Source organism: Bartonella sp. SD1336NMGDW (assembly GCF_042193565.1).
In the GTDB taxonomy this organism is placed as follows: Bacteria; Pseudomonadota; Alphaproteobacteria; order Rhizobiales; family Rhizobiaceae; genus Bartonella; species Bartonella grahamii.
The window spans coordinates 283,609-305,479 of the sequence record NZ_JBHILW010000001.1 but is presented as its reverse complement, the minus strand read 5'-3'; the positions used below and the strand labels follow the sequence as shown (position 1 = coordinate 305,479).

General features: G+C 37.6%; 12 protein-coding genes. 4 read left to right on the top strand and 8 right to left on the bottom strand.

The window, feature by feature from the left end; genetic code table 11:
• The first annotated feature begins 648 nt into the window (after positions 1-648).
• Genes ahcY through tsaE form a run of 3 tightly spaced genes read left to right on the top strand, consistent with a single transcriptional unit; the run spans position 649 to position 5,067 of the window.
• Positions 649-2,046 carry an adenosylhomocysteinase gene (ahcY, locus tag ACFIKH_RS01310; RefSeq protein ID WP_375633659.1) on the top strand — a complete coding sequence of 466 codons (1,398 nt, stop codon included), beginning with the start codon at positions 649-651 and terminating at the stop codon, positions 2,044-2,046.
• 33 nt (positions 2,047-2,079) lie between these two features.
• Entirely contained in the window at positions 2,080-4,545 is a 2,466-nt protein-coding gene (locus ACFIKH_RS01305) for a PAS-domain containing protein (protein WP_375651658.1), read from the top strand.
• Positions 4,546-4,596: 51 nt separating this feature from the next.
• A complete protein-coding gene (tsaE, locus tag ACFIKH_RS01300; protein WP_375626156.1) occupies positions 4,597-5,067 on the top strand; it encodes a tRNA (adenosine(37)-N6)-threonylcarbamoyltransferase complex ATPase subunit type 1 TsaE in 471 nt (156 codons plus the stop codon).
• A 777-nt stretch (positions 5,068-5,844) separates the two neighbouring features.
• Here the strand turns inward: tsaE and trxA are convergent.
• The 6 genes from trxA to ACFIKH_RS01270 all read right to left on the bottom strand — a co-directional run bounded on the left by trxA (position 5,845) and on the right by ACFIKH_RS01270 (position 18,689).
• The gene (trxA, locus tag ACFIKH_RS01295) at positions 5,845-6,168 is read right to left on the bottom strand and encodes a thioredoxin (protein WP_012754458.1); all 324 of its coding nucleotides are present in this window, start codon (positions 6,166-6,168) and stop codon (positions 5,845-5,847) included.
• Between the two features lie 175 nt (positions 6,169-6,343).
• A complete protein-coding gene (addA, locus tag ACFIKH_RS01290) occupies positions 6,344-9,820 on the bottom strand; it encodes a double-strand break repair helicase AddA (protein ID WP_375670807.1) in 3,477 nt (1,158 codons plus the stop codon).
• 2 nt (positions 9,821-9,822) lie between these two features.
• A complete protein-coding gene (addB, locus tag ACFIKH_RS01285; RefSeq protein ID WP_375670805.1) occupies positions 9,823-12,942 on the bottom strand; it encodes a double-strand break repair protein AddB in 3,120 nt (1,039 codons plus the stop codon).
• Positions 12,943-13,843: 901 nt separating this feature from the next.
• Positions 13,844-15,418: a peptide chain release factor 3 gene (locus ACFIKH_RS01280; RefSeq protein WP_375670803.1), complete on the bottom strand. Its 1,575-nt coding sequence runs from the start codon at positions 15,416-15,418 to the stop codon at positions 13,844-13,846.
• A complete protein-coding gene (locus tag ACFIKH_RS01275; RefSeq protein ID WP_375625501.1) occupies positions 15,418-17,079 on the bottom strand; it encodes a lysine--tRNA ligase in 1,662 nt (553 codons plus the stop codon). The genes ACFIKH_RS01280 and ACFIKH_RS01275 overlap by 1 nt, the downstream gene beginning before the upstream one ends.
• Positions 17,080-17,453: 374 nt before the next feature.
• Positions 17,454-18,689, bottom strand: coding sequence for an argininosuccinate synthase (locus ACFIKH_RS01270; RefSeq protein WP_375670801.1), 1,236 nt, complete (start codon positions 18,687-18,689; stop codon positions 17,454-17,456).
• A 170-nt stretch (positions 18,690-18,859) separates the two neighbouring features.
• Between ACFIKH_RS01270 and ACFIKH_RS01265 the strand changes: the two genes are divergently transcribed.
• Positions 18,860-19,501 (top strand): LysE family translocator, encoded by a 642-nt coding sequence (locus ACFIKH_RS01265; RefSeq protein ID WP_375626147.1) that lies wholly within the window; start codon positions 18,860-18,862, stop codon positions 19,499-19,501.
• A 503-nt stretch (positions 19,502-20,004) separates the two neighbouring features.
• Here ACFIKH_RS01265 and rlmN read toward each other — a convergent pair.
• Positions 20,005-21,231 carry a 23S rRNA (adenine(2503)-C(2))-methyltransferase RlmN gene (rlmN, locus tag ACFIKH_RS01260; RefSeq protein ID WP_375626145.1) on the bottom strand — a complete coding sequence of 409 codons (1,227 nt, stop codon included), beginning with the start codon at positions 21,229-21,231 and terminating at the stop codon, positions 20,005-20,007.
• A gap of 42 nt (positions 21,232-21,273) precedes the next feature.
• On the bottom strand, positions 21,274-21,777 hold the full coding sequence (locus tag ACFIKH_RS01255) for an invasion associated locus B family protein (protein WP_375625556.1): 504 nt from the start codon (positions 21,775-21,777) through the stop codon (positions 21,274-21,276).
• Positions 21,778-21,871 lie beyond the last annotated feature (94 nt).

The window sequence follows — 21,871 nt, the reverse complement described above, 5'->3', positions numbered from 1 at the left end:
TCAGAATGCTCAATAGAGTAATGTTTTTGCGTTTTAAATGCTCTATTCAGTATCACAAAAAATGTTTAATCGTATACCTATAGTATTTTGATAAAAATCGTTGAAAACAAGAGAAAAGCACTTCTTATAAACTGTCTTTATCCAAGAGCAGATGCAACATTGGAATCCTAAAGAACCGATTCTGAATTGCCTATTCATAAATATGATAACCTATGACTTTGCATTATATTATTTTGGTAGAAAGCTTAATAATGAGATTAAAGTAGGGTAATACTTCCTTTTTCAACAACCGCATAAGCGCGTAGAATATAAGTATTCTACTTTCGATATTATCCCATAAAAAATCGATATAAAAACTGTGAAGCAATGCACAATTTTTATTATTTAAAAGGTATTCTCTCTGGAGATTTTTAAAAGCTTTAAAGTTACGTGAAAAGGATAGAGTTTTGTTTATATAATAAGACTTATCATGAAGATCTCTTATTCTTTCAGTAACATCATTACTCAGATTCATAAATGCATATTTGTTGCACAAATTTATGGAGATTTTAAAAGAGCTTTTTCACATAAAGAAGTCCTCTTCTTGTCTTGCATTTTTTTTTAATTTCTCCTACCGTCTTGGAAAAACTTATTTTAAAGGAATAAAGAATGGCAGCTCAAGATTTTGTTGTCAAAGATATTGCACTTGCCGCTTATGGTCGTAAAGAACTTGATATTGCTGAAACTGAAATGCCTGGTTTGATGGCTTGTCGCAAGGAGTTTTCCTCTAATCAACCTTTGCGTGGAGCGCGTATTTCTGGCTCATTGCACATGACAATTCAAACAGCTGTTTTAATTGAAACATTAAAAGCAATTGGCGCCGATATACGGTGGAGCTCTAGCAATATTTTTTCTACGCAAGACCATGCAGCAGCAGCTATCGCCGCAACTGGTATTCCTGTATTCGCCGTTAAGGGTGAAACATTGGAAGAATATTGGACTTATATAGATGCAATTTTCCAATGGCCAGATGGTAATCCTTCCAATCTTATTTTAGATGATGGCGCTGATGCCACAAACTATATTTTAATGGGAAGTCGTGCAGAACAAAATAAAGATATCCTATCGCATCCCAAAACAGAAGAAGAAGAAATTTTTTTCAAACAAATACAAAAGCGTATGGATGCAACGCCAGGATTTTTTACACGACAGCGCGCAGCAATTAAAGGTGTAAGCGAAGAAACCACAACAGGTGTAAACCGTCTTTATCAGTTACAAAAAGAAGGGCTTTTGCCTTTTCCTGCTATTAATGTCAATGATAGCGTCACTAAATCAAAGTTTGATAATAAATATGGATGTAAAGAATCATTGGTCGATGGTATTCGACGTGGAACAGACGTGATGATCGCTGGTAAAACTGCCATTGTCTGTGGTTATGGTGACGTAGGAAAAGGTTCAGCAGCATCTCTTTCTGGTGCTGGGGCTCGTGTTAAAGTAACAGAAATTGATCCTATTTGCGCTCTTCAAGCAGCTATGGATGGCTATGAAGTTGTTAATTTGGATGATGCTGCTTCCAGTGCTGATATTATCATCACGACAACAGGCAATAAAGATGTTGTTCGTTTAGACCATATGCGACAAGTAAAGGATATGTGTATTCTTGGCAATATTGGTCATTTTGATAACGAAATCCAAGTCGCAGCCCTTAGAAATTTGCCATGGACAAATATTAAACCACAAGTTGATATGATCACCTTTCCCGATGGAAAACGCATCATTTTGCTCTCTGAAGGGCGTTTGTTAAACCTCGGGAATGCGACTGGGCATCCCTCTTTTGTCATGTCAGCCTCGTTTACTAATCAAGTTTTAGCGCAAATTGAACTTTTTACCCGTGCAGAACACTATACAAATGAAGTCACTGTTTTGCCTAAACATCTTGATGAAAAAGTTGCACGTCTACATCTTGATCGGTTAGGAATAAAATTAAGTGTTTTATCAGAAGAACAAGCCGCTTATATTGGAGTCACACCACAAGGACCTTATAAACCAAACCATTACCGTTACTAAACATTTCCTTGGGTTAAAAAAGGGTAAGATGTCGTGCGCAGCTTTGGTGACTATAACCCCAAAGAAAAAGCTCAAAAAATGATTCGAATCTATGCGTATATATTTTGCCTTTTTTTCTTTTTTTCTCCAACATGCGCTGTTGCTCAGTCATTGGAAGGTTATTTACCATTTTTCTTCACTTTACTAGATGGTCCATGGCTGCTTTTAGCGCTGTGTGGAGGAATTTCTTGTGCTTCACTTCTCACGTGTCTAGCTGTTATTATGTGTGCAAAAAAAACTGCACAGAAGCCATTGAAGATAATTCAGGCAAATTTTTCTGAAAAACTTAAATATTATGAATGGCTTCTGGAAGAAACCGAGCAATTCCTTCTTATTTGGGAAAATCCAACAACCTTACCCCGTGTCGTTGGTGCCCTTTCTGCATTGCAAAAAATAGGAATCGATCAGAAAGATTTTCAGCGTTTTGAGCTCTGGGTTGAAGAAAATTCTCTGCGAGAACTTGATTATGCATTGACTCAACTACGTTGTAAATGTCACCCTTTTGATCTTTCTATCACCACCACAAACAATGTACTGCTACAAGTTACAGGCGTCATCGCAGGAACAGTCGCTATTGCTCGTTTTCAAGATATCTCAAAACAACAGAGTGAAAATGCTCGTTTACAGAAAGATATCGCCCGCCTTCTTACTGAACTGAGAATGCAGCGTAATCTTCTTGATCTTATTCAAGAGCCCGTATGGATAAAAGATTGTGAAGGAAAAGTTTGTTTTATCAATCGCGCCTTTAGAGAAATGACAGACTTTCGTGAAGGCAGTGATGAAGTGGGGGATCTTTTCAATGAGAATACACAACGCAAAACAGATGAAACAGAAACAATTTTTCAAGAACATGTTCACACAGTTATTGATGGAGAACGACATCGTTTTCATCTCACACGTATTACAACAGCCGAAGGGATGGCAGCTTTTGCGCGTGATGACAGCGCATATGAAAATCTTGCTCATGAATTACGTTATGTTCTTCAAAGCCATTGTGAAACACTTGACCAAATTTCAACAGCTGTAGCTATTTTTGATACAAACCAAAAATTAAAATTCTGTAATCATGCTTTTAAAGTTTTATGGCCGTTGGAGACTTCCTTTTTAGAAAGTGAACCAAGCCATACATTATTTCTTGAACGTCTACGTGAAAAAGGGCTCATTGCTGAACACCCCGATTGGCGCGCATGGAAAGAAGAACTTTTTAAAGCCTATCGACAAACAGAATCGAACCAACAAATTTGGAATCTTCCAGATGGGCGTACGGTGCGTGTTATCTCGAACCCTCATCCACAAGGAGGTGTCACTTGGCTTTACGAAAACCTTACAGAAAAAATTGATCTTGAACGCCGTTATAATACACTTATTAAAATACAAGGTGAAACACTTGATAAACTTTCCGAAGGCGTGGTTGTTTTTGGTACCGATGGACGCCTTCGTTTATCGAATCCTGCCTTGTCGAAATTGTGGTCGCTTCCTTATAATTTACTGGTAGAAGGGACCCATATTACACAGTTACAAAGCCATTGTTCAGCCTTAACCTTAGGACAAGAATGGGATCAATTTACCAAATTCATTACCGGTTTTGCTGAAAAACGTGAAACATATTCAGGTCGTATAGATCTTAAAAATGATATGATTATTGACTATACTCTGGTTCCTCTTCCCGATGGACAAACAATGCTTACTTTTGTGAATGTTACAGACACTGTCCATGTTGCGCGTGCTCTTCAAGAAAGAAATGAAGCATTAGAAAGTGCTGATCGTTTGCGTAATGAATTTGTCCAACATGTTTCCTATGAATTGCGTACACCTCTCACCAATATTATTGGATTTTCGGATATTTTACGTGATCAAATTTTCGGCTCTATCAATAAACGTCAACAAGAATATCTTGGGCATATTCATTCAGAATCAGGAACTCTTTTAAATATTGTTAACGATATTCTTGATCTTGCTACCCTTGATGCAGGCATTATGGAGTTGGACATAAAATCGGTTAATATTGCAGATGCTATGATACAAGCAGTAGCACGTATAGAAGATCGCCTTAATGGACGCCATATTACGCTTTTACAACAAATTTCTCCTTCCTTAAATTCCATTTCTGCTGACGAAAAACGCTTGCATCAAATTTTTGTGAATGTGCTGAGTAATGCTATTAATTTTGCAACGGAGGCGAGCACTATTGAATTTTGCGTTGATGAACAAGATGATAATATTGTCTTTAGCGTTCACAATGAAGGCTCTGATATTCCAAAAGACGTCCTTGATCGTATTTTTAAACGTTTTTCTTCTCATTCACACCATGGCGGGCGTGCAGGAGCGGGTCTTGGCCTTTCCCTTGTGAAGAGTTTCGTTGAACTACACGGTGGACATGTTGAGATTCTTACCGGTTCTGGAAAAGGAACAACAGTTAAATGTTTTTTCCCACTTCCCAAAGGAGATAAGATTTTTTAATTTCAATCTTTATTATAACAAAAATTTTTCATCCATTTCATGGAACCCTTAATGAACTTTAGTTTTTTTCTTGAAAATGAAGAGGCAACAAAGCTTTTTGCACAACATTTAACCCTTTCTTTAAAGCCGGGGGATCTTGTAACGCTGCAAGGAGATCTTGGGACTGGAAAATCAACTATTGCACGTACAATCATCCAAACACTTGCGAACGATAATACTATGGATGTTCCAAGCCCTACTTTTACTCTTGTGCAAAGCTATCAACTTCCACAGTTTGAAATTATTCATGCTGATCTTTACCGCCTTTCTATGGCAGAAGAAATTGATGAATTAGGGCTTCATGAAGCTCGTGAGAAAAATATTTTACTTGTTGAATGGCCAGAAAGAAATACAGCTCTTTTAGAACTCGCCACTTTTGCACTCACCTTACACTATAAAGAACATGGGCGTCATGTAACACTCAGATCAGCACAACATTCCATTGAACGTTTGCAACAGTCTTTTGCAATTCGTACATTTTAAAAAAACATCGACATGAGCGTGAACATCATCATTTTTTAATTGATAATACCTCAATACGTACCGAAATTTGAGATGATGAACAACATAAAGAAGTCCCTCATGGATGTAATCAACTATGAAGATGAGATGAAATACTGGCTCTTTTATATAACAATGACATAAATTGCAAAGGACATCCGTTAATTTATAGCAATTTATCAATTTATTTTAGAGAATGTTTTTTGCCTTTCATACTTTTAGTAAAGGCTTCAAAAAAAGTCTTTTGATTCTAGAGAATAGTGTAAGAGAATTTTAAATTGAAGTGGTAACCCTTTAGAAGAGCATTATATAACCTATAGTGAATTGCTTGCTTCTTTCTGCTTAAAAATTGTGAACTTCAGAAAAGTAATTTGCAAAGTTTTTTCTTAAAATCTCCTTTCATGATTGCAAAGGACTCCAAACAAAAATCTCCTTATTTCTAGATTGATATTGCCTTTTTATGTGTTGAAATCACTATCTATCTCTATAGTCTTATTCAAGAAGAAAATACCTTTATGAAATTATCATTCACCCAATATTTTTGACGCGCATATAAGGAAAGAATTGCCTATATTCTTCATACAGGGCAATTTTTTATAAAAAATAGTCAATTGAATCATGCATAAAAGTACGAATTCTTAAATTCATTTAACATTTTGATTTTATTATCTTTTTATTATAATATAATGCAAAAAAGAATGTTTAAAAAATCAAAAGGAGAGACAAAGCTTCTCTCCTTTATAGTGATTATATGTGGAATTAACTAAGCCCATCTTTTATCCATTCAGAAAGACGTCCTTTAGAGGTAGCACCAACCATATTCGATGAAATATTTCCATTTTTAAACATTAATAATGTAGGGATAGAACGTACTCCGTATTGGGTAGCCAGTTCCGGATTTTCATCAATATTTACCTTAGCAATTTTAACTTGATTTTGCATTTCCATTGAAATTTCATCCAAAATTGGAGCAATCATTTTGCAAGGGCCACACCATTCTGCCCAAAAATCAACTACAACAGGGGTGGAAGAGGTTAGAACTTCACTTTCGAAATTGTCCTTATCAACTTTTATACACGTCATTGATTTATCCTTTATATTCACTCTTTATAGATTGGTATGATAACAATTCATATCAAGTTATTGCAAAGATAAATTATTAAAGGACTTTTTTACACCAGAGATTGTGCATTGTGTTTGTTTGGGCGATTTTATAAAAGTAAAAAAGCGTAAGGATACTTTGAAGGAAAGGAATAACTTATAAGGCAACTTCACCAAGAAATGCCTCGAGTTTTTCTGGAGAAAGCTTAAAAATTTTGGCTTCTTTACTGTAGATAAGCAGAGCTTGGATATCTTTATCAGGATGAATAGCTTGTAATAATTTTCGGTAAAGAGCCATTTGCAACCAGTGATGGGAAGCAATAGCAGCTTCATTTTCTGGCGGGGTTCCTGTTTTAAAATCGGCAAAGATGATGCTGTTTTGCGTGATGTAGAGACGGTCAATTTGACCAGAAATTGCGTGTTCTTTTCCACGAATTTTTACAATACCCATTAAGGAAACCTCAGCACGTGAATGCTCAGAAAAAAGGGGCTTGAGGTAAACATGATCTAATATTTTCCAAACATGGCGAAGAGCATCTTCTCTTTGGCTCTTATACCAATGAGAGGCTTTGATATTGAGATAGTTTCGAGCATAGTCTCGACGTTTTTGGGGGGGGTAATCGGGTAAATATTGTAATAATCGGTGAACGATATTACCATATTCAATGAAAAAAGCTCTGTTTGTGTTTGTTTCTCCTAAAACAGGGGAGATGGTAAGCTGTTTTGGACTTGAGGACAGCTCTGTATCAGCTTCAATGGCAAGGCTCGCGACTGAGGGTTTTAACGGTTTTGGTAGCACTGGCTCTTCTGGTACTTTATGGGAGAAAAAAGCAGGCAAAGGTGGTAAGGTTTGGCATTCAGCGCAAGGGACTTTTGGGTTTATAGAAGCAGAAGAAGGAGGTGTAATACAATAACGCCAAGCTGCAATATCTTCCGCAGAATCTTTTATAGCAAGAGCATGCGGTTCAAGGGCTTTTTTTACCAGTTGTAACCATGTATGAGATGGCGTTTTCTGTCCTTTATATCCACAAATAAACAAGCGATCCTCAGCGCGGGTCATTCCTACATAAAGAAGGCGCCTATATTCTTCTTCTGCACGCTCTTTTAAGTGTGAAATTGCTTGTTTAGAGAGTTTTGTATCAAACTTTTCATTGGGACGCCAAATAAAGGTTTGTTTTCCGTTCCATTGTGCATTGTTTAAAGGAACTTTAAGCAAGTGAGGCGCATGCTGAGGATGCCAAATCGCACTACCAGGATCAACTAAAAACACAATAGCAGCCTCTAGTCCTTTTGCAGCATGAACAGTCATAATGCGGATTTCTTCATTATTTTGTTCAAATTCACGTTTAATTTCTGGTTCACTTGCACTTAATGTTTCTAAAAAAGCTTGTAATCCTGGTAATCCTGTTTTTTGAATAGTGAGCGTATAATCCATAAAAGCATCGAGCACATCATTTGCTTCAGATCCTAAACGAGACAGAATTTTTTGTCTTCCCTTATCATTATTCAAAATATGGCTATAAAACTCGAAAACCGGTATTTTATCCACTAAAGCGCGATAATGGTTTAGCTTTTCAAAAGCATCTTTAAAAGATATCTGCGATGATGCGTGCGTACATAAGCTTTGCCAAAGAGAGCCGGTGCGGTGTGCAGCAAGCTGATAGAGTTCCTCTTCACTAAGAGCAAAAAGGGGGCTTTTTAAAACACAAGCAAGAGAAAGATCATCTTGTGGCTGCAAAACAAAACGTGCAAGCGCCATTAAATCACGGATACTAATATGTTTGGTAAGCTGTAAACGATCAGCCCCTGCTACGGGAATATTGCGGTGTTTAAAAGCACGGGTAAGAGCTGAGACAAATTGATCACGTTTACGAACCAATATCATAATATCACTTGCCCGTATTAAGCGTCCTTTTGCTGGAAGCATTTCACCTTTTTGTAACCAGTTGGCAATAGTTTCAGCAATTTTTTCTGCTAAACGAACTTCAGGGGTATCTAAATGATCAACGCTTAAATGCCAATCATGAGGAAATTCACTCGTCTCTTGGGAAATTGCATCCCATATAACAACTTCACCGGGACTATGAACACGAATAGCTTCATGCACCGTTTTTGTATTTTCTGCCGAAAGTCCTTTGTAGTTTTCTGGTGTTTCAAAAACAATATCAACGCTTTTAAGAACATCCGCTGTAGAGCGAAAAGAGTAATGCAGTTGTATTTTTTCAAATTGTTGATTGGTTTGCTGCACTTTTTTTTGAATGATTCGTCCATTTTCATCAAAATTTTCTGGAGCTGCGCCTTGAAAAGAATAAATAGATTGCTTTTCATCTCCAACAGCAAAAAGAGTCCGTATATTTGTTCGTTGGCTATAACCTGAGAAAAACTCTTGTGCCAAGAGTTGAATAATTTGCCATTGCTCAGGATTAGTGTCTTGTGCTTCATCAAGTAGAATGTGATCAAGCCCACGATCAAGTTTATAATGAACCCATTGGCTTGCACCTTTACGCTGTAACAAATGAAGTGTACGCTCAATAAGGTCGTCAAAGTCTAAGAAGCCATTGGCCTTTTTTAGATTCGTATAGATTTTGAGATAAACAGCACATAACTGAAAAGCAGCCATATTGAGAGTAGCAACTTTTGCGCATTGATATTTCTCTAAAAGAAGAGAAAGCTTTTTTTGTTTATCTTCAAGCATTTGTTGAATAAAAGGCCAAATTTCATCTGATTTTTTACGAGATAAATGTGAAAACTTACGTGGCTCACCTTTTATTGTAAAATAAATATCAGAAATAATATTGAGAATATTTGTCTCATCATGCACCTTTTCTAATTGGGAAAGTTTTTCCACCATATCCTTAAAGCTTTGACTACCATTGATTTCACAATGCTTAAGAGCATAAAGAGGAAGGCGCGCTGTTTGTTTAATTTGTTCCAGCAGATATTGATTTGTTTCATTGGGCGCTAAGTTAAAAAGCGCGCGCAATTTTTCTTCTCCATTTTCAGATAAAAGAGAAGATAAAAAATCAGACAATTTATGTTGCTTTTCAACTGCCTCATAAAGCAATTGGTTAAAAGTATGTTCGCTAATAACTTGAAGTAACTGTTGCAAAGCAGGTTGTACATCACGACGGGCTAAAAGTTGACGACGAGATTCTTGTCGTAATTTTTTTCGACTGATATCATCGGGAAGTTCAAAATGCCCTGCAATATTGGCTTCTAACATAAATTGATGCAAGAGAGATTCACAAAAAGCATGAATCGTTTGGATTTTTAAGCCACCAGGCGTTTCGAGAGCACGCGCGAAGAGTTGTCGTGCATAAGTTAGTTTTTGCGCATTAACAGGTTTTTTTTCAAACCGTGTTAAGGTTTCTTGCAGCTGTGCATCATCGAGTTCATTCCAACTGGAAAGCGTGCGAAAAATTCGTGATTGCATAACAGCAGCAGCAGCTCTTGTATAAGTAAGGCATAAAATACGTGCTGGAGGCGTACCGTTTAAAAGCAAACGGATAACACGTTCACTTAAAACGTGGGTTTTTCCAGATCCAGCATTTGCAGAAACCCACACGTTTTTTTGGGGATGTGTTGCTGTTGCTTGTGCATCAAGAGCGGCTTCAGGAATAGAAAAAAACGTCATGATTACTCTTCTTTATGAAAACCACTTGACCATTCCCACAACCGAGCCAAATGGTCGTAGTCACCTTCATATCGTTTTGACATGGGGACAGCATGTGAAAGATAACCTTGTTGTGGATTTTTATAATAAGTTATGAGTGCGATAAGATTTTCCCATGCATTGTCAGCAAGATCAACAGCACTTAGATGAGTTTTTCCGTCTTTTTTCTTTAAAAGAATTGATTGGGATTTAATTTCACCTTTTTTGTTAAGAGAAATGTAAAATAAATTTGAGGGGGTAAAATCTTGAAAATCTGGGAAGCCCCCTTGTATGAGTAAAGCTGTTTCTAAAGCCAATTGCGGAAATAATAATTCACGAACTTGTTTTGATGAAGGAGGGGTTCCGGTTTTGAAATCTAGAATTTCAACCGTTTTATCTGGCAAAACATCAAGACGATCAGCACGTCCTGAAAGGGTTACTCCTGTTGTTCCTATAGGAATTTTTTGTGATACCACTTCCGAATATCGCTCTCGCAGTCCTAAACTTTGTTCCCATTGAATAAAGCGTGGAGCAAGATTTTCAAAACTATTCCACCAAATTACTTCAATATCGGGTGGAAAATTGAATTTATCAAACTCTTTACGTCCAATAGAAAGCAGTACATTGAGTGCATTTGCATCATTTGGATTTTTTATTTGTGTGCAAAAGGCTGCAAGAATAGCGTGATAAAGTGTTCCACGTTCTGAAGCGCTAGGATCATGAATAAGTTCTTTAAGTGGTTTGAGCCGTAAGATTTTTTTAGCATAAATAGCATAGGGATCATATCGTAATGTTTCTATTTCAGTAACTGAAAAATGACGCGGGCGTATATCAAGAGGCGGAGCAGGGCAAGGACGTTCCACCTCAGAAGTTATGCTTGTATGATCAAGCATCTTTGCCCAATAGCGTAGTATTTCACCTCGTTCACGGATTTGTTCCCAAACCTGTTTTCCTACAACTGTTTCCATGCGTTGTAGCCAGCGTGAAGGAATGGAAGGCGTATGATTAACGCGCAATGCGCGACTCATCACCACTTTATCCATTCCCATCGCCCATTGAAAATCATGCGCGGAAAGACCAATACGCTGCTCTGGTGGTTCCAGAGTTAACATCATTTTCATCGGTCGCGATAAAAAAGCATCATTTCGGGTTGATATCGGCCATGACCCTTCATTAAGACCGCCGATGACCACTGTATCAACTGTTTGCAAACGTGATTCCAACGTACCCCAGATGAATAAACGTGGATGTCCTCCAGGCGAAGGTGTGACAGAACGGGTTGCTATTATGGCAGAAAACATAGCGGGCCATTCGCAAAGATGAAATGTTAATCCGGATTGATCACTGACCAATTCACGTAAAAATTTTGATAGGGTTTGTCCTGCTTCGTGTTGATAAAGATGTGCAAGAGAATTATTCTCATTGCGCCCAAAATTTTCAAAAACCTCAACAGTTGCTATCGCAGCTTCGTTGATGGTACATTCTTTCTCTTTTTTCATAAGAGATGTTAAAGGTTCAACAGCTTTCCTCAAAAGATGACAAAGGAAACGTGCTTCTTCACATTTCTGCTGATCAAGAGCGTTGATTTCAGAACTATTATGAAAGTGCGTTTCAATCCATTTTTCAAGAAATTGATCACATTCGCAAAGATTGATGCGTCCTGTATTCCCTCGAAGAACAAAAAGTTCAAAATTTTCTGCCATTTCCCGTAAACGATGACGGTTTTGTTGGAGTGTTGTCAGTGGATGTTTAAGAAGAGAAAGAAAAGCAATGGGATCATCGGGTTGCAACACATTTTCTAAGATAAGTCGTAAGAGAGTTACAGGCAATGTTTGTGCAAGTGGTATTCCGCCTGAATCATTTGCTTCAATTCCAAATCGCTGTAATTCCACAACAACACGGCGTGCTAAATTACGGTCGTTTGTAATAAGGGCTGCAGTTTTTTGAGGTTCTTCAATAGCTTTGCGTAAGGTAACAGCAATCGCGAGAGCTTCTTCACGTTCATTTATAGCTTCAATAAATGACCAATCTGCACAAAGATTTTCATAATCGTTACGGACAATTTGTACCCATTTATCTGTTGTAGAAGCTGGTCGGAGTGCTTCTGATAAAAGAGCCATTCGTTTTTTCTTTGTTATACTTTGTTGGCCAATTTCGCAAACATAATGACGTTGACACTCCATGAGAGTTAGAAGTTTTTTTAAATGATATTGAGGATGGCTAAAAACATTTTCTGCAAGATCAAAAAAATCACAAGCTGTTTTTTCTTCATTGCTTGTGCTTAGTGCATTCCATTGTTCTTCATCCATATGAAGATCAAGGCCAGGAAGAACAACAGCCCCCTTTGGTAGAGAAGCTATAACCTTTAAAAGATGAGAAACTGCGGGCATAGAACCTGATACACCAGCTGCAATGATCGGTTTATCAGGCGGCATACGTCGTAAAGTCTCTGCATGCATTGTGAGTGCTTGATTACGCCATTCCGCGGGATTACTTCGTTGTCTTTCTGTCAAGATTTTTGGCCAATTTTGCGTAACAATAGTCAAGAAATCGAGCGTTATTTGCCACCATTCAGCGACCATATCAGATGCAATATTTTTAAGTTTTGACCAGTCTGCTCCTTCTGTTTCAATTTCGTCCATCAAATGTGCTAAATCTTGCGCGAGCCAAATAGCATCAGCACTATGAGCCGGAATAAGCACATCTTCTGTACCAAACATGGCACGCAGATGCGCAGGCAAATTTTCACGCCATGGACGGATAAGGCGCGCTAAAAGTAAAAGACGTTCGCTTTCTCCAATAGGCGGATCGAGAGCGCTGGTATGATTTTCAACAAAAAGGAAACTGTCTTCATCTACATCTCCTAGAGCACGAATGGTTGGCAAAAATGTTGATTGTGTATCACTTCTTTCAACAAAAGCTAAACGCAAAGCGCGAGCAGCACGACGTGTTGGAACATAAATAAGGCTATCAGCAAGGGCAGTTTGAATATCTCCACTGGAAGCGAAATTATCAATAAGGCTACCAGAAAGTAGTGCATCAACAAAGTGAGGCAAAAAAGCAGTTCCCGGAGAAATAGAAAAGACACGCGGTTTATAGGTCATATGATCTCATATTTGGGATAACAAATTTCAGCTTATTGATTATTTGTATTATTTTGACTGTATACAATATTTATACAAGGAAAAACTGAAAAGCTATATTTATACAGCAGATTTTTTAGTTTAAATTTAAAAAAATATTGAAGTAAATTATATGTCTTAAATCATCGCGAAAAAATATATAAAATTTTTCTGATATTTTTCAACGTAGAATTGGCTACAGTTTATTCTCTAACTCAAATAGGTAATATAAAAATAAATATTAAAGTTTTAAAAGGTGCTAGGGGTACCAATGCATTGCAGCTCTTTGAATATAATAAATTTACCGTATTCTTTATACAGTGCAATCTGAAAATATCCTTTACATACCCCACCATTTTCAGAAAAAAATAATATGTCTACCTTTAACAGCGAAAATAGATTACTTTTATGGAGAGAGTTTTACAAAAGTTTATCGTGCAAGCCTCTATCTTGCTAGGATCACATCCCTTATGCAAAATAGAATGCCCAAAAATATCATTATGTTGCAATTTTATATGTTTGTTTTTAAATAGACATCTTTCATTGTACTTGAGCTTACCTCGTAATGTCGTCCTGTAAATAATATAAATGAATAGTATAATGTAAACTTCCGTGAATAGGATAAGATACATCACACACCGCCATCGTTACATCATAACGCTACAAACCACCATAATCACTTTTTTACCCTCGCCCAATATTTTGAAAGCTCTTGGCTATAGAGAAAATTTATAAGAGGCTTTGTATTTCTTGCTTCAAGTGTTTTTACGCACACACCAATCCTACTTATGACGTGAAAACAAATGATTTTGATTGTTTCAATATGAAAAACGATAAATTATCATTATAAATCAAATTATTGTAGAAAATATTTTTCTTTATTTTAAGAGCGTACTTGATAATCCTTAAAAGCTGCAAATTTTATTTTCGGTGCCCGCTCTGCTTCATAATTCAATGAAAAATGATTTTCTGCTAAAAAAACTGGATCACCTTCTAAATCATACGCAATAGCAGAGCGGTGATTGCTGAGAAACTTTTGCAACTCATCTTTGCTCTGCGCTGAAATCCAACGGCATAAATTAAAGCGCGCTGATTCAAAACTTACCGGCAGAGAATATTCCACCTTAAGTCGTTCCGTTAAAACATCAATTTGCAAGGCACCAATAACACCAATGAGAGAAGGCGACCCATCATCAGGAATAAACAATTGTACAACCCCTTCTTCAGCCATTTGTTGCAAAGCTTCTTTGAGCTTTTTTGCTTTCATTGGATCGCCCAAACAAACACGACGCAAAATCTCTGGTGCAAAATTTGGTACTCCCTTAAAGAGGATATCTTCTCCTTCAGTCAAAGTATCGCCAATACGCAATGTTCCATGATTAGGAATCCCTACGATATCACCGGCATAGGCTTGGTCAGCAATTTGGCGTGAACGCGCAAAGAAAAATTGTGGAGCCGAAAGTGTCATCGGTTTTCCTGTTCGAACCAACTTTGTTTTCATACCACGTTCAAGTGTTCCCGAACATACCCGAAAAAATGCAATACGATCACGATGATTAGGGTCCATATTCGCTTGAATTTTAAAAACAAATCCCGTCATTTTAGGTTCCATGGCTATGACATTGCGCTGATCTGCACTTTGATCACGAGGACTTTGACCAAAATCAATAAGCGCATTGATCAAATCACGAACACCAAAATTTCGCAAAGCTGAACCAAAATAAACCGGAGTCATATGACCTTCACGGAAAGCTTGCAGATCAAAATTCTTGCAAACACTTTGAGCGAGTTCTACCCCTTCAATAAAAGTGGAACGTTGATATTCAGGGAGTAAATGGACAACCTCTCTGGGATTTGAAACTATCCGCTGTGTTATCTCATCATCTTTTTGACGAAAACGATTATGATGAAGGTCATAGGTACCAACAAAATCTTTACCCGTACCAATTGGCCATGTTATAGGCGCAGTATCAAGAGCAAGCTTTTCTTCAATTTCATCTAAAAGCTCTATAGGATCACGTGCCTCACGATCCATTTTATTGATAAACGTAACAATAGGAATATCCCGCATCCGACATACTTCAAACAATTTCAGTGTTCTTGGCTCAATTCCGCGTGCCCCATCCAATACCATGATAGCACTATCAACAGCTGTGAGAGTGCGATAGGTATCGTCCGCAAAGTCCTCATGTCCTGGGGTATCTAGGAGATTAAAAATATGATTTTCATATTCAAACGTCATCACCGAAGTCACAACGGAAATACCACGATCACGCTCAATATTCATCCAATCAGAACGGGTTTGAATACGATCTTTTTTGGCTTTTACTTCTCCTGCAAGTTGAATAGCACCACCAAACAATAAAAGCTTTTCTGTTAATGTTGTTTTCCCCGCATCTGGGTGAGCAATAATTGCAAATGTACGGCGTCGCTTTACTTCCTGCACTCTTCGTTCCATTATTCCTCCGTCGGCCGTGCAAGTGTTTCAGCAATCAGTGCACGCATTTCATTAATCCCATAAAGCGCTATAAATGATCCCCATCGTGGACCTCGCTCTTGTCCAAGAAGGACTTCATACAACATTTGAAAAAAAACATTGGAAACACCAGGCCCACCTTCAGGGCTTTTTTTGCTATGATCTTGATAACGTTCCGTTAATCGTGCAACATCAAGAAGCATATTTTGTAACATGTTGCCATCAATAGTTTCAGGTAAATTAGCTAATTTTTCCTCAATTTGTGCTAATGTTGCTCGTTCGCTATCATCTGGTATACGAAATTTCTTGTTTGGTTTAACAAAAACATCAAAATATTTAATAGCAAACTTCACCAATTGATCAAGTTCTGGATAAGTTTGTGCATTTGCTCCTTTAGCGTAACGAGAAATAAAACCCCAAAGAACTTCTGCATTCTCCGCATTTGAAGCACTTACCAAATTTAGGAGCATCGCAAAGGATACAGGCAAATCAACCTGCGGTGGACAACCATTATGAATATGCCATACAGGATTATTAAGACGCTCTTTCCATTCTTGGCGACCATAGGCTGAAAGATGCGCATAGTATTCATCAACCGCTTTAGGAATGACATCAAAATAAAGCCTTTTTGCTGTTTTAGGCTTTGAAAACATATAAAGCCCTAAACTCTCTGTTGGAGCATAAGTAAGCCATTCATCAATGGTTAAGCCATTTCCCTTGGATTTGGAAATTTTCTGCCCTTTCTCATCTAAAAAGAGCTCATAGTTGAATCCTTCTGGGGGCTTTCCACCTAATACTTTACAAATTTTAGAAGAAAGATTTGTGGAATCGATAAGGTCTTTTCCTGCCATTTCATAATCAATGCCAAGCGCTGTCCAACGCATTGCCCAATCTACCTTCCACTGACACTTAACCTTGCCCCCTGTAACCTCTGTTTCTATGGTTTCTCCTGTTTCTGGCTCAATATAAGTAACTGTACCTTTTTCAACATTACGCGCAATCATCGGTACCTGTAATACTTTTCCAGAAAAGGGAGAAATCGGTAGAAAGAGTGAATAGGTCGCTTGCCGCTCTTCACCTAATGTTGGTAAAATAATTGCCATAACCTTGTCATAACAGGCAAGAATTTTCAAAAGCGTTTCATCAAAACGACTGGAACTGTAATAATCCGTAGCACTTGCAAATTCATAATCAAAACCGAAACGATCAAGGAAAGCCCGTAACCGAGCATTATTCGCTGCCCCAAAAGAAGGATAATCATCTCCAAAAGGGTCCGGTACACGGCTCAACGGTTGACCAAGATAATGTTCCATCCTTTCGCGATCAGGCACATTCTCAGGAATCTTGCGCAAACCATCCATATCATCAGAAAAACAAAGCAATTTTGTTTTTACTTTATTCTCCGTAAGAATATGAAATGCATGACGCACCATGGTTGTACGTGCAACTTCCCCAAAAGTTCCAATATGCGGTAAACCAGAAGGGCCATAACCTGTTTCAAATATCACACTGTCTGGATAACCCGTCTTTTCATACCGTTTGATAATCTTACGTGCTTCTTCAAATGGCCAAGTTCTCGATTGAGAAGCTGCATCTTTTAATTCAGGCGTAAGGTTAAGGGTATCACACTGATCACGCATCATTATTTGTCCTAAAAATTACACTCTTTCAAAATAGGGTGTATGGTTCTTGAATTTATTCGTCAATAATAGCAAGCAAAAAGATGAAAATTTCTTTATACTCTTAAGTCACAATACAAAAACCGCCCTCGCTATAAACATATTTTGTTCTGATAAAAATCAAAAACATTCAATATTATAAAGCAAAATTGACTTGTTTTGATTATCGAAGCCTTCATTGCTATTATTATCATGGGTTTTGCTTATTATATTTATTAGCGCAAAAGATAAGCTTCTAATATTGAATGAAAGAACGGTAAAAACCAACAGATAAAATGCTTAAGTTAAGCATTTCATACAAAAGCACTAATCCACATTACACTTGTCACCGTAATTTTCTATTTCTTTTCTTTATCACCTTGATGACGCATTGCTAATGTACGCAAACGTAAAGCATTTAATTTAATAAAACCAGTTGCATCTCTTTGATCATAAGTACCTTGATCATCCTCGAAAGTTACCAACTCACTCGAATAAAGTGATTTTTTACTTTGGCGCCCTTCAATAATTACATTCCCCTTATAAAGCTTTAACGTGACTTCACCTTCAACATGTTCTTGAGATAAATCAATAGCTGCCTGCAGCATCTTACGTTCCGGCGAAAACCAAAATCCATAATAAATGAGTTCTGCATAACGTGGCATCAATTCATCTTTCAAATGAGCTGCACCACGATCTAGCGTTAAAGATTCTATAGCTCTGTGAGCCGTTAAAAGAATGGTCCCCCCTGGGGTTTCATAAATACCCCGCGACTTCATACCCACAAAGCGATTTTCTACTAAATCTAACCGACCAATACCATTATCGCGCCCATAATGATTTAATTCTGCAAGTAAAGTTGCAGGAGATAAATTTTTTCCATTGATTGAAACAGCATCACCTTTTTTAAAGCCAAGAGTGATTCTTGTTGCTTGATCTGGAGCATCTTCTACCGAAAGAGTACGCATATGGACATATTCAGGAGCAGGAAGTGCTGGATCTTCTAAAATCTTTCCTTCTGATGAAGAATGCAATAAATTTGCATCCACTGAAAAAGGTGCTTCGCCTTGCTTATCCTTTTCTACAGGAATTTGATGTGTACGAGCAAATTCAAACAGATCTGTCCGACTCTTAAAATCCCAATCACGCCATGGAGCAATAATCTTTATATCAGGGTTAAGAGCATAAGCGGAAAGCTCAAAGCGCACCTGATCATTGCCTTTGCCCGTTGCCCCATGAGCAATTGCATCTGCTCCCGTTTCCTTAGCAATTTCAATAAGGCGTTTTGAAATAAGTGGGCGTGCAATTGATGTTCCTAAAAGGTAAGTCCCCTCATAAACGGTATTGGCTCGAAACATCGGAAAAACAAAATCACGCACAAATTCTTCACGCAAATCTTCAATATAGATTTCTTTAACACCTAACATTTCAGCTTTACGACGAGCAAATTCTAGCTCTTCCCCCTGCCCCAAATCCGCTGTAAAAGTTACAACTTCAACGCCTAGCGTACTTTGCAACCATTTGAGAATAATTGACGTATCCAATCCCCCCGAATAAGCCAAAACAACTTTTCTAATATTTTGCCACTTCTTCATTTCAAAGTTCTATATGAGCTGCTCTTTTATTTCTACCTAGAAATCAAAACAATGCAACAAGTATAAAAATAAATTCTCTTTAAGCAACATTAAAAAGACGCAAAAAAGGTAAATAAAAACGCTTTAGAGTGTAAATAATGAATACTGCTTAAAAATAAAAGGAGATTTACGTGTCATTTCTACCGGAGTGGTCTATTGTTGTACAATTTGCTTTAGCATCGTTGATTTTAGCACTTATTCCAGGACCTGATATGATGCTTTCTGTAGGACGAACCATTACACAAAGCAAAAAAGCTGGAATTATGTGCGCCTTGGGTAGTGCAACAGGGTTTGCCATTCAAGTTACCGCTGTAGCACTTGGCTTATCAGCGCTTATTTTTGCTGCACCACACACTTTTATTCTTCTAAAAATTGTTGGCGCCTTTTACCTTTTATGGTTTTCCTTTCAAGCGTTACGGAGAAATCCGACATTTTCCTTTGAACAGACATCTTCTAAATCTCAAAGCGCTAAACGTAACTATCTTGCTGGTATTGGAATCAATCTTTTAAATCCTAAAGTTATACTCTTTAACGCCACATTTTTACCACAATTTATCAATGCGGATGATCCTATGGCAACACAAAAGCTACTCTTTTTAGGACTCTCTTATATTCCTATTTCTTTTCCCATTACAATTTCTATCGTTTTTACAGCGCATAAATTTACCAAAATTCTCAATAAAAATCCTCTTTATATTCGCTTTCTCGACTGGCTTATTGCTGGTACTTTTACTATCTTTGCCCTCCATCTCCTTATAGTTACAAAACATTGATTTATAAATGTAATTTATCGTTTTTAATTTAAATGAGAACAAAAATATTGTAGGATTCTCTCATTTTAAACCTGTTTATTTTGAATCAAACAATATCTTTCCCTTGTACGTTATAAGCGAATCGGGAGTTTTCGTGTGTAAAGCGAAATCTTTTTAAAGAACGTAATAAACAAAAGAGTGAGGCAATATACAATCTCCACTTTTTAAAAGATATTACCGTAGATGCTTTTAAAAGTCATAAAATAGAATTAAAAGGTATGGTAATAATATGGAAATTAGTTAAGACCCTTAAGACTTCATATTGCCTCTAAATGAGGTTTCCTCCTCATTTTAGAGATTACGCAAACAGACTACTATATACAATATTTTCCCCCATTGAGCATATAAAAGCTGAAACTGTTCGTCTAGCACTTATCCATCTTAATCTCTGTCTCACACATGCTATTATATGCTGATTTACTGAAAAAAAGCATAGGCTTTAATATCGCAGAAAGTTGTATTAACTAATGACCAATGGCATTTTCAAGTCGCAAACGTTCAGATTTCCGTAAACGCTCTGAAGCTGATTTAAGTTGTCCACATGCCGCTAAAATATCGCGTCCACGCGGTATCCGAATAGGAGAAGCATAGCCCGCTTGATTAACAACATCAGCAAAACGCTCGATTTGCTCCCAATCAGAACACTGATAATTGCTCCCTGGCCACGGATTAAAAGGGATTAAATTGATCTTAGCAGGAATCCCTTTCAATAACTTAATCAATCCCTTAGCATCATCTAAACTATCATTGATATCTTTCAGCATAACATATTCAAAAGTGATTCGTTTTGCATTGGAAAGACCAGGATAATTACGGCAAGCCTCCATTAATAAAGCAAGCGGATATTTTTTATTAATGGGAACAAGCATATCCCTTAATGTATCGTGTACTGCGTGGAGTGAAATCGCCAACATAACACCAATTTCTTCTCCGGTTCGGATAATTCCAGGAACAACCCCACTGGTTGAAAGCGTAATCCGACGTTTTGATAAAGAAAGCCCGTCACCATCAGAAGCAATCAATAAAGCTTTTTTAACAGCTTCAAAATTATAAAGAGGTTCTCCCATCCCCATCATAACAATATTGGTAATTTTGCGACCTTCAATGGGAACTATTGCCCCATCAGGGTTATTTTTATCAGGAAAATCACCCAAACAATCACGTGCAACCAATAATTGTGCCAAAATTTCTTCCGCAGTCAGATTGCGAACAAGCATCTGCGTTCCCGTATGGCAAAAAGAGCAAGTTAACGTACACCCTACTTGCGATGAAAGACATAAAGTACCACGTCCTTCTTCAGGGATATAAACCGTTTCAATTTCAACAGGCCTTCCAGCTCCACGTGCAGGAAAACGTAAGAGCCATTTACGCGTACCATCTTTTGATATTTGTTCTCCAACAATTTCTGGGCGCGCAATGGAGAAATGACACTTAAGTGTTTCTTGCATTGCTTTAGAAATATTCAGCATCTCATCAAAATTTGAAACGCCACGCACATAAAGCCAATGCCAAAGCTGACGCACACGCATACGCGTTTGATGCTCTGGTACACCAACTGTCTTTAAAGCCTGCACCATCTCATTTTGCGACAAACCAATTAAAGAGAGCTTAGAACTCTCCTTCACGATCACATTATCTGTTTCTCGCGCAAAACATGAACCAACTGGTCTAAGGTCATAGGAAATGGCCATTGCTTTCCAATTCACATCACTATTTTAGAAATTATCAAAACCTTAATGGCACTTTTGAGCTGCATTTAATGCAGCAGTGATCCCTTTTAAGGAATAAGTATAAGTGGTATGCGTTCCTCGTTTTGATATCGCTTTCACTGTCATATTGCTTCCTGCACGCATAGCAGAGACAAGCTGCTTTTCTAGCTCTGATGAAGCCAACCAAGCTGAGGAATCTTTCGTGAAAAAATCAAAGTCCTTACCTCCAATGGTCACTGTCACTCTCGACCCTTCTTGAAGGGTATAACCAGCCATAAACTGCGGTTCAAACGAAATAGGTGAATGAGAACGCTTGGTAACCAAGAAAAAATTATCACCATGATTAACTGTCGTTGGAAGAGCCTTCAAAGGTACCGATAACACATAGCAAATCGTATTTTTGGGCGATTTATAAGAATAGGCTCCCCACGCTTCAAATTGATTTAAACGGCTTGGCGTTTGTGCACATGCCACGCCCGCTGTAACAAGAACCATTACAGATGCAGCAATAACAGTCTTTTCAAACATCTTCATTTAGCTCACTTCTTTAGTCTCTAACAAGATTCTCTTCATTGGAAAAATTCAACAAAAACTCCTCGATATTCATGTGTTATTGTCTTAA

Excerpts from the sequence above, each read along its gene's own strand:
- ACFIKH_RS01255 (WP_375625556.1), bottom strand. The coding sequence starts at position 21,777 with ATGTTTGAAAAGACTGTTATTGCTGCATCTGTAATGGTTCTTGTTACA.
- rlmN (WP_375626145.1), bottom strand. The coding sequence starts at position 21,231 with ATGGCCATTTCCTATGACCTTAGACCAGTTGGTTCATGTTTTGCGCGA.
- addB (WP_375670805.1), bottom strand. The coding sequence starts at position 12,942 with ATGACCTATAAACCGCGTGTCTTTTCTATTTCTCCGGGAACTGCTTTT.
- ACFIKH_RS01275 (WP_375625501.1), bottom strand. The coding sequence starts at position 17,079 with ATGATGCGTGATCAGTGTGATACCCTTAACCTTACGCCTGAATTAAAA.
- addA (WP_375670807.1), bottom strand. The coding sequence starts at position 9,820 with ATGACGTTTTTTTCTATTCCTGAAGCCGCTCTTGATGCACAAGCAACA.
- trxA (WP_012754458.1), bottom strand. The coding sequence starts at position 6,168 with ATGACGTGTATAAAAGTTGATAAGGACAATTTCGAAAGTGAAGTTCTA.
- tsaE (WP_375626156.1), top strand. The coding sequence starts at position 4,597 with ATGAACTTTAGTTTTTTTCTTGAAAATGAAGAGGCAACAAAGCTTTTT.
- ahcY (WP_375633659.1), top strand. The coding sequence starts at position 649 with ATGGCAGCTCAAGATTTTGTTGTCAAAGATATTGCACTTGCCGCTTAT.
- ACFIKH_RS01280 (WP_375670803.1), bottom strand. The coding sequence starts at position 15,418 with ATGGAACGAAGAGTGCAGGAAGTAAAGCGACGCCGTACATTTGCAATT.
- ACFIKH_RS01270 (WP_375670801.1), bottom strand. The coding sequence starts at position 18,689 with ATGAAGAAGTGGCAAAATATTAGAAAAGTTGTTTTGGCTTATTCGGGG.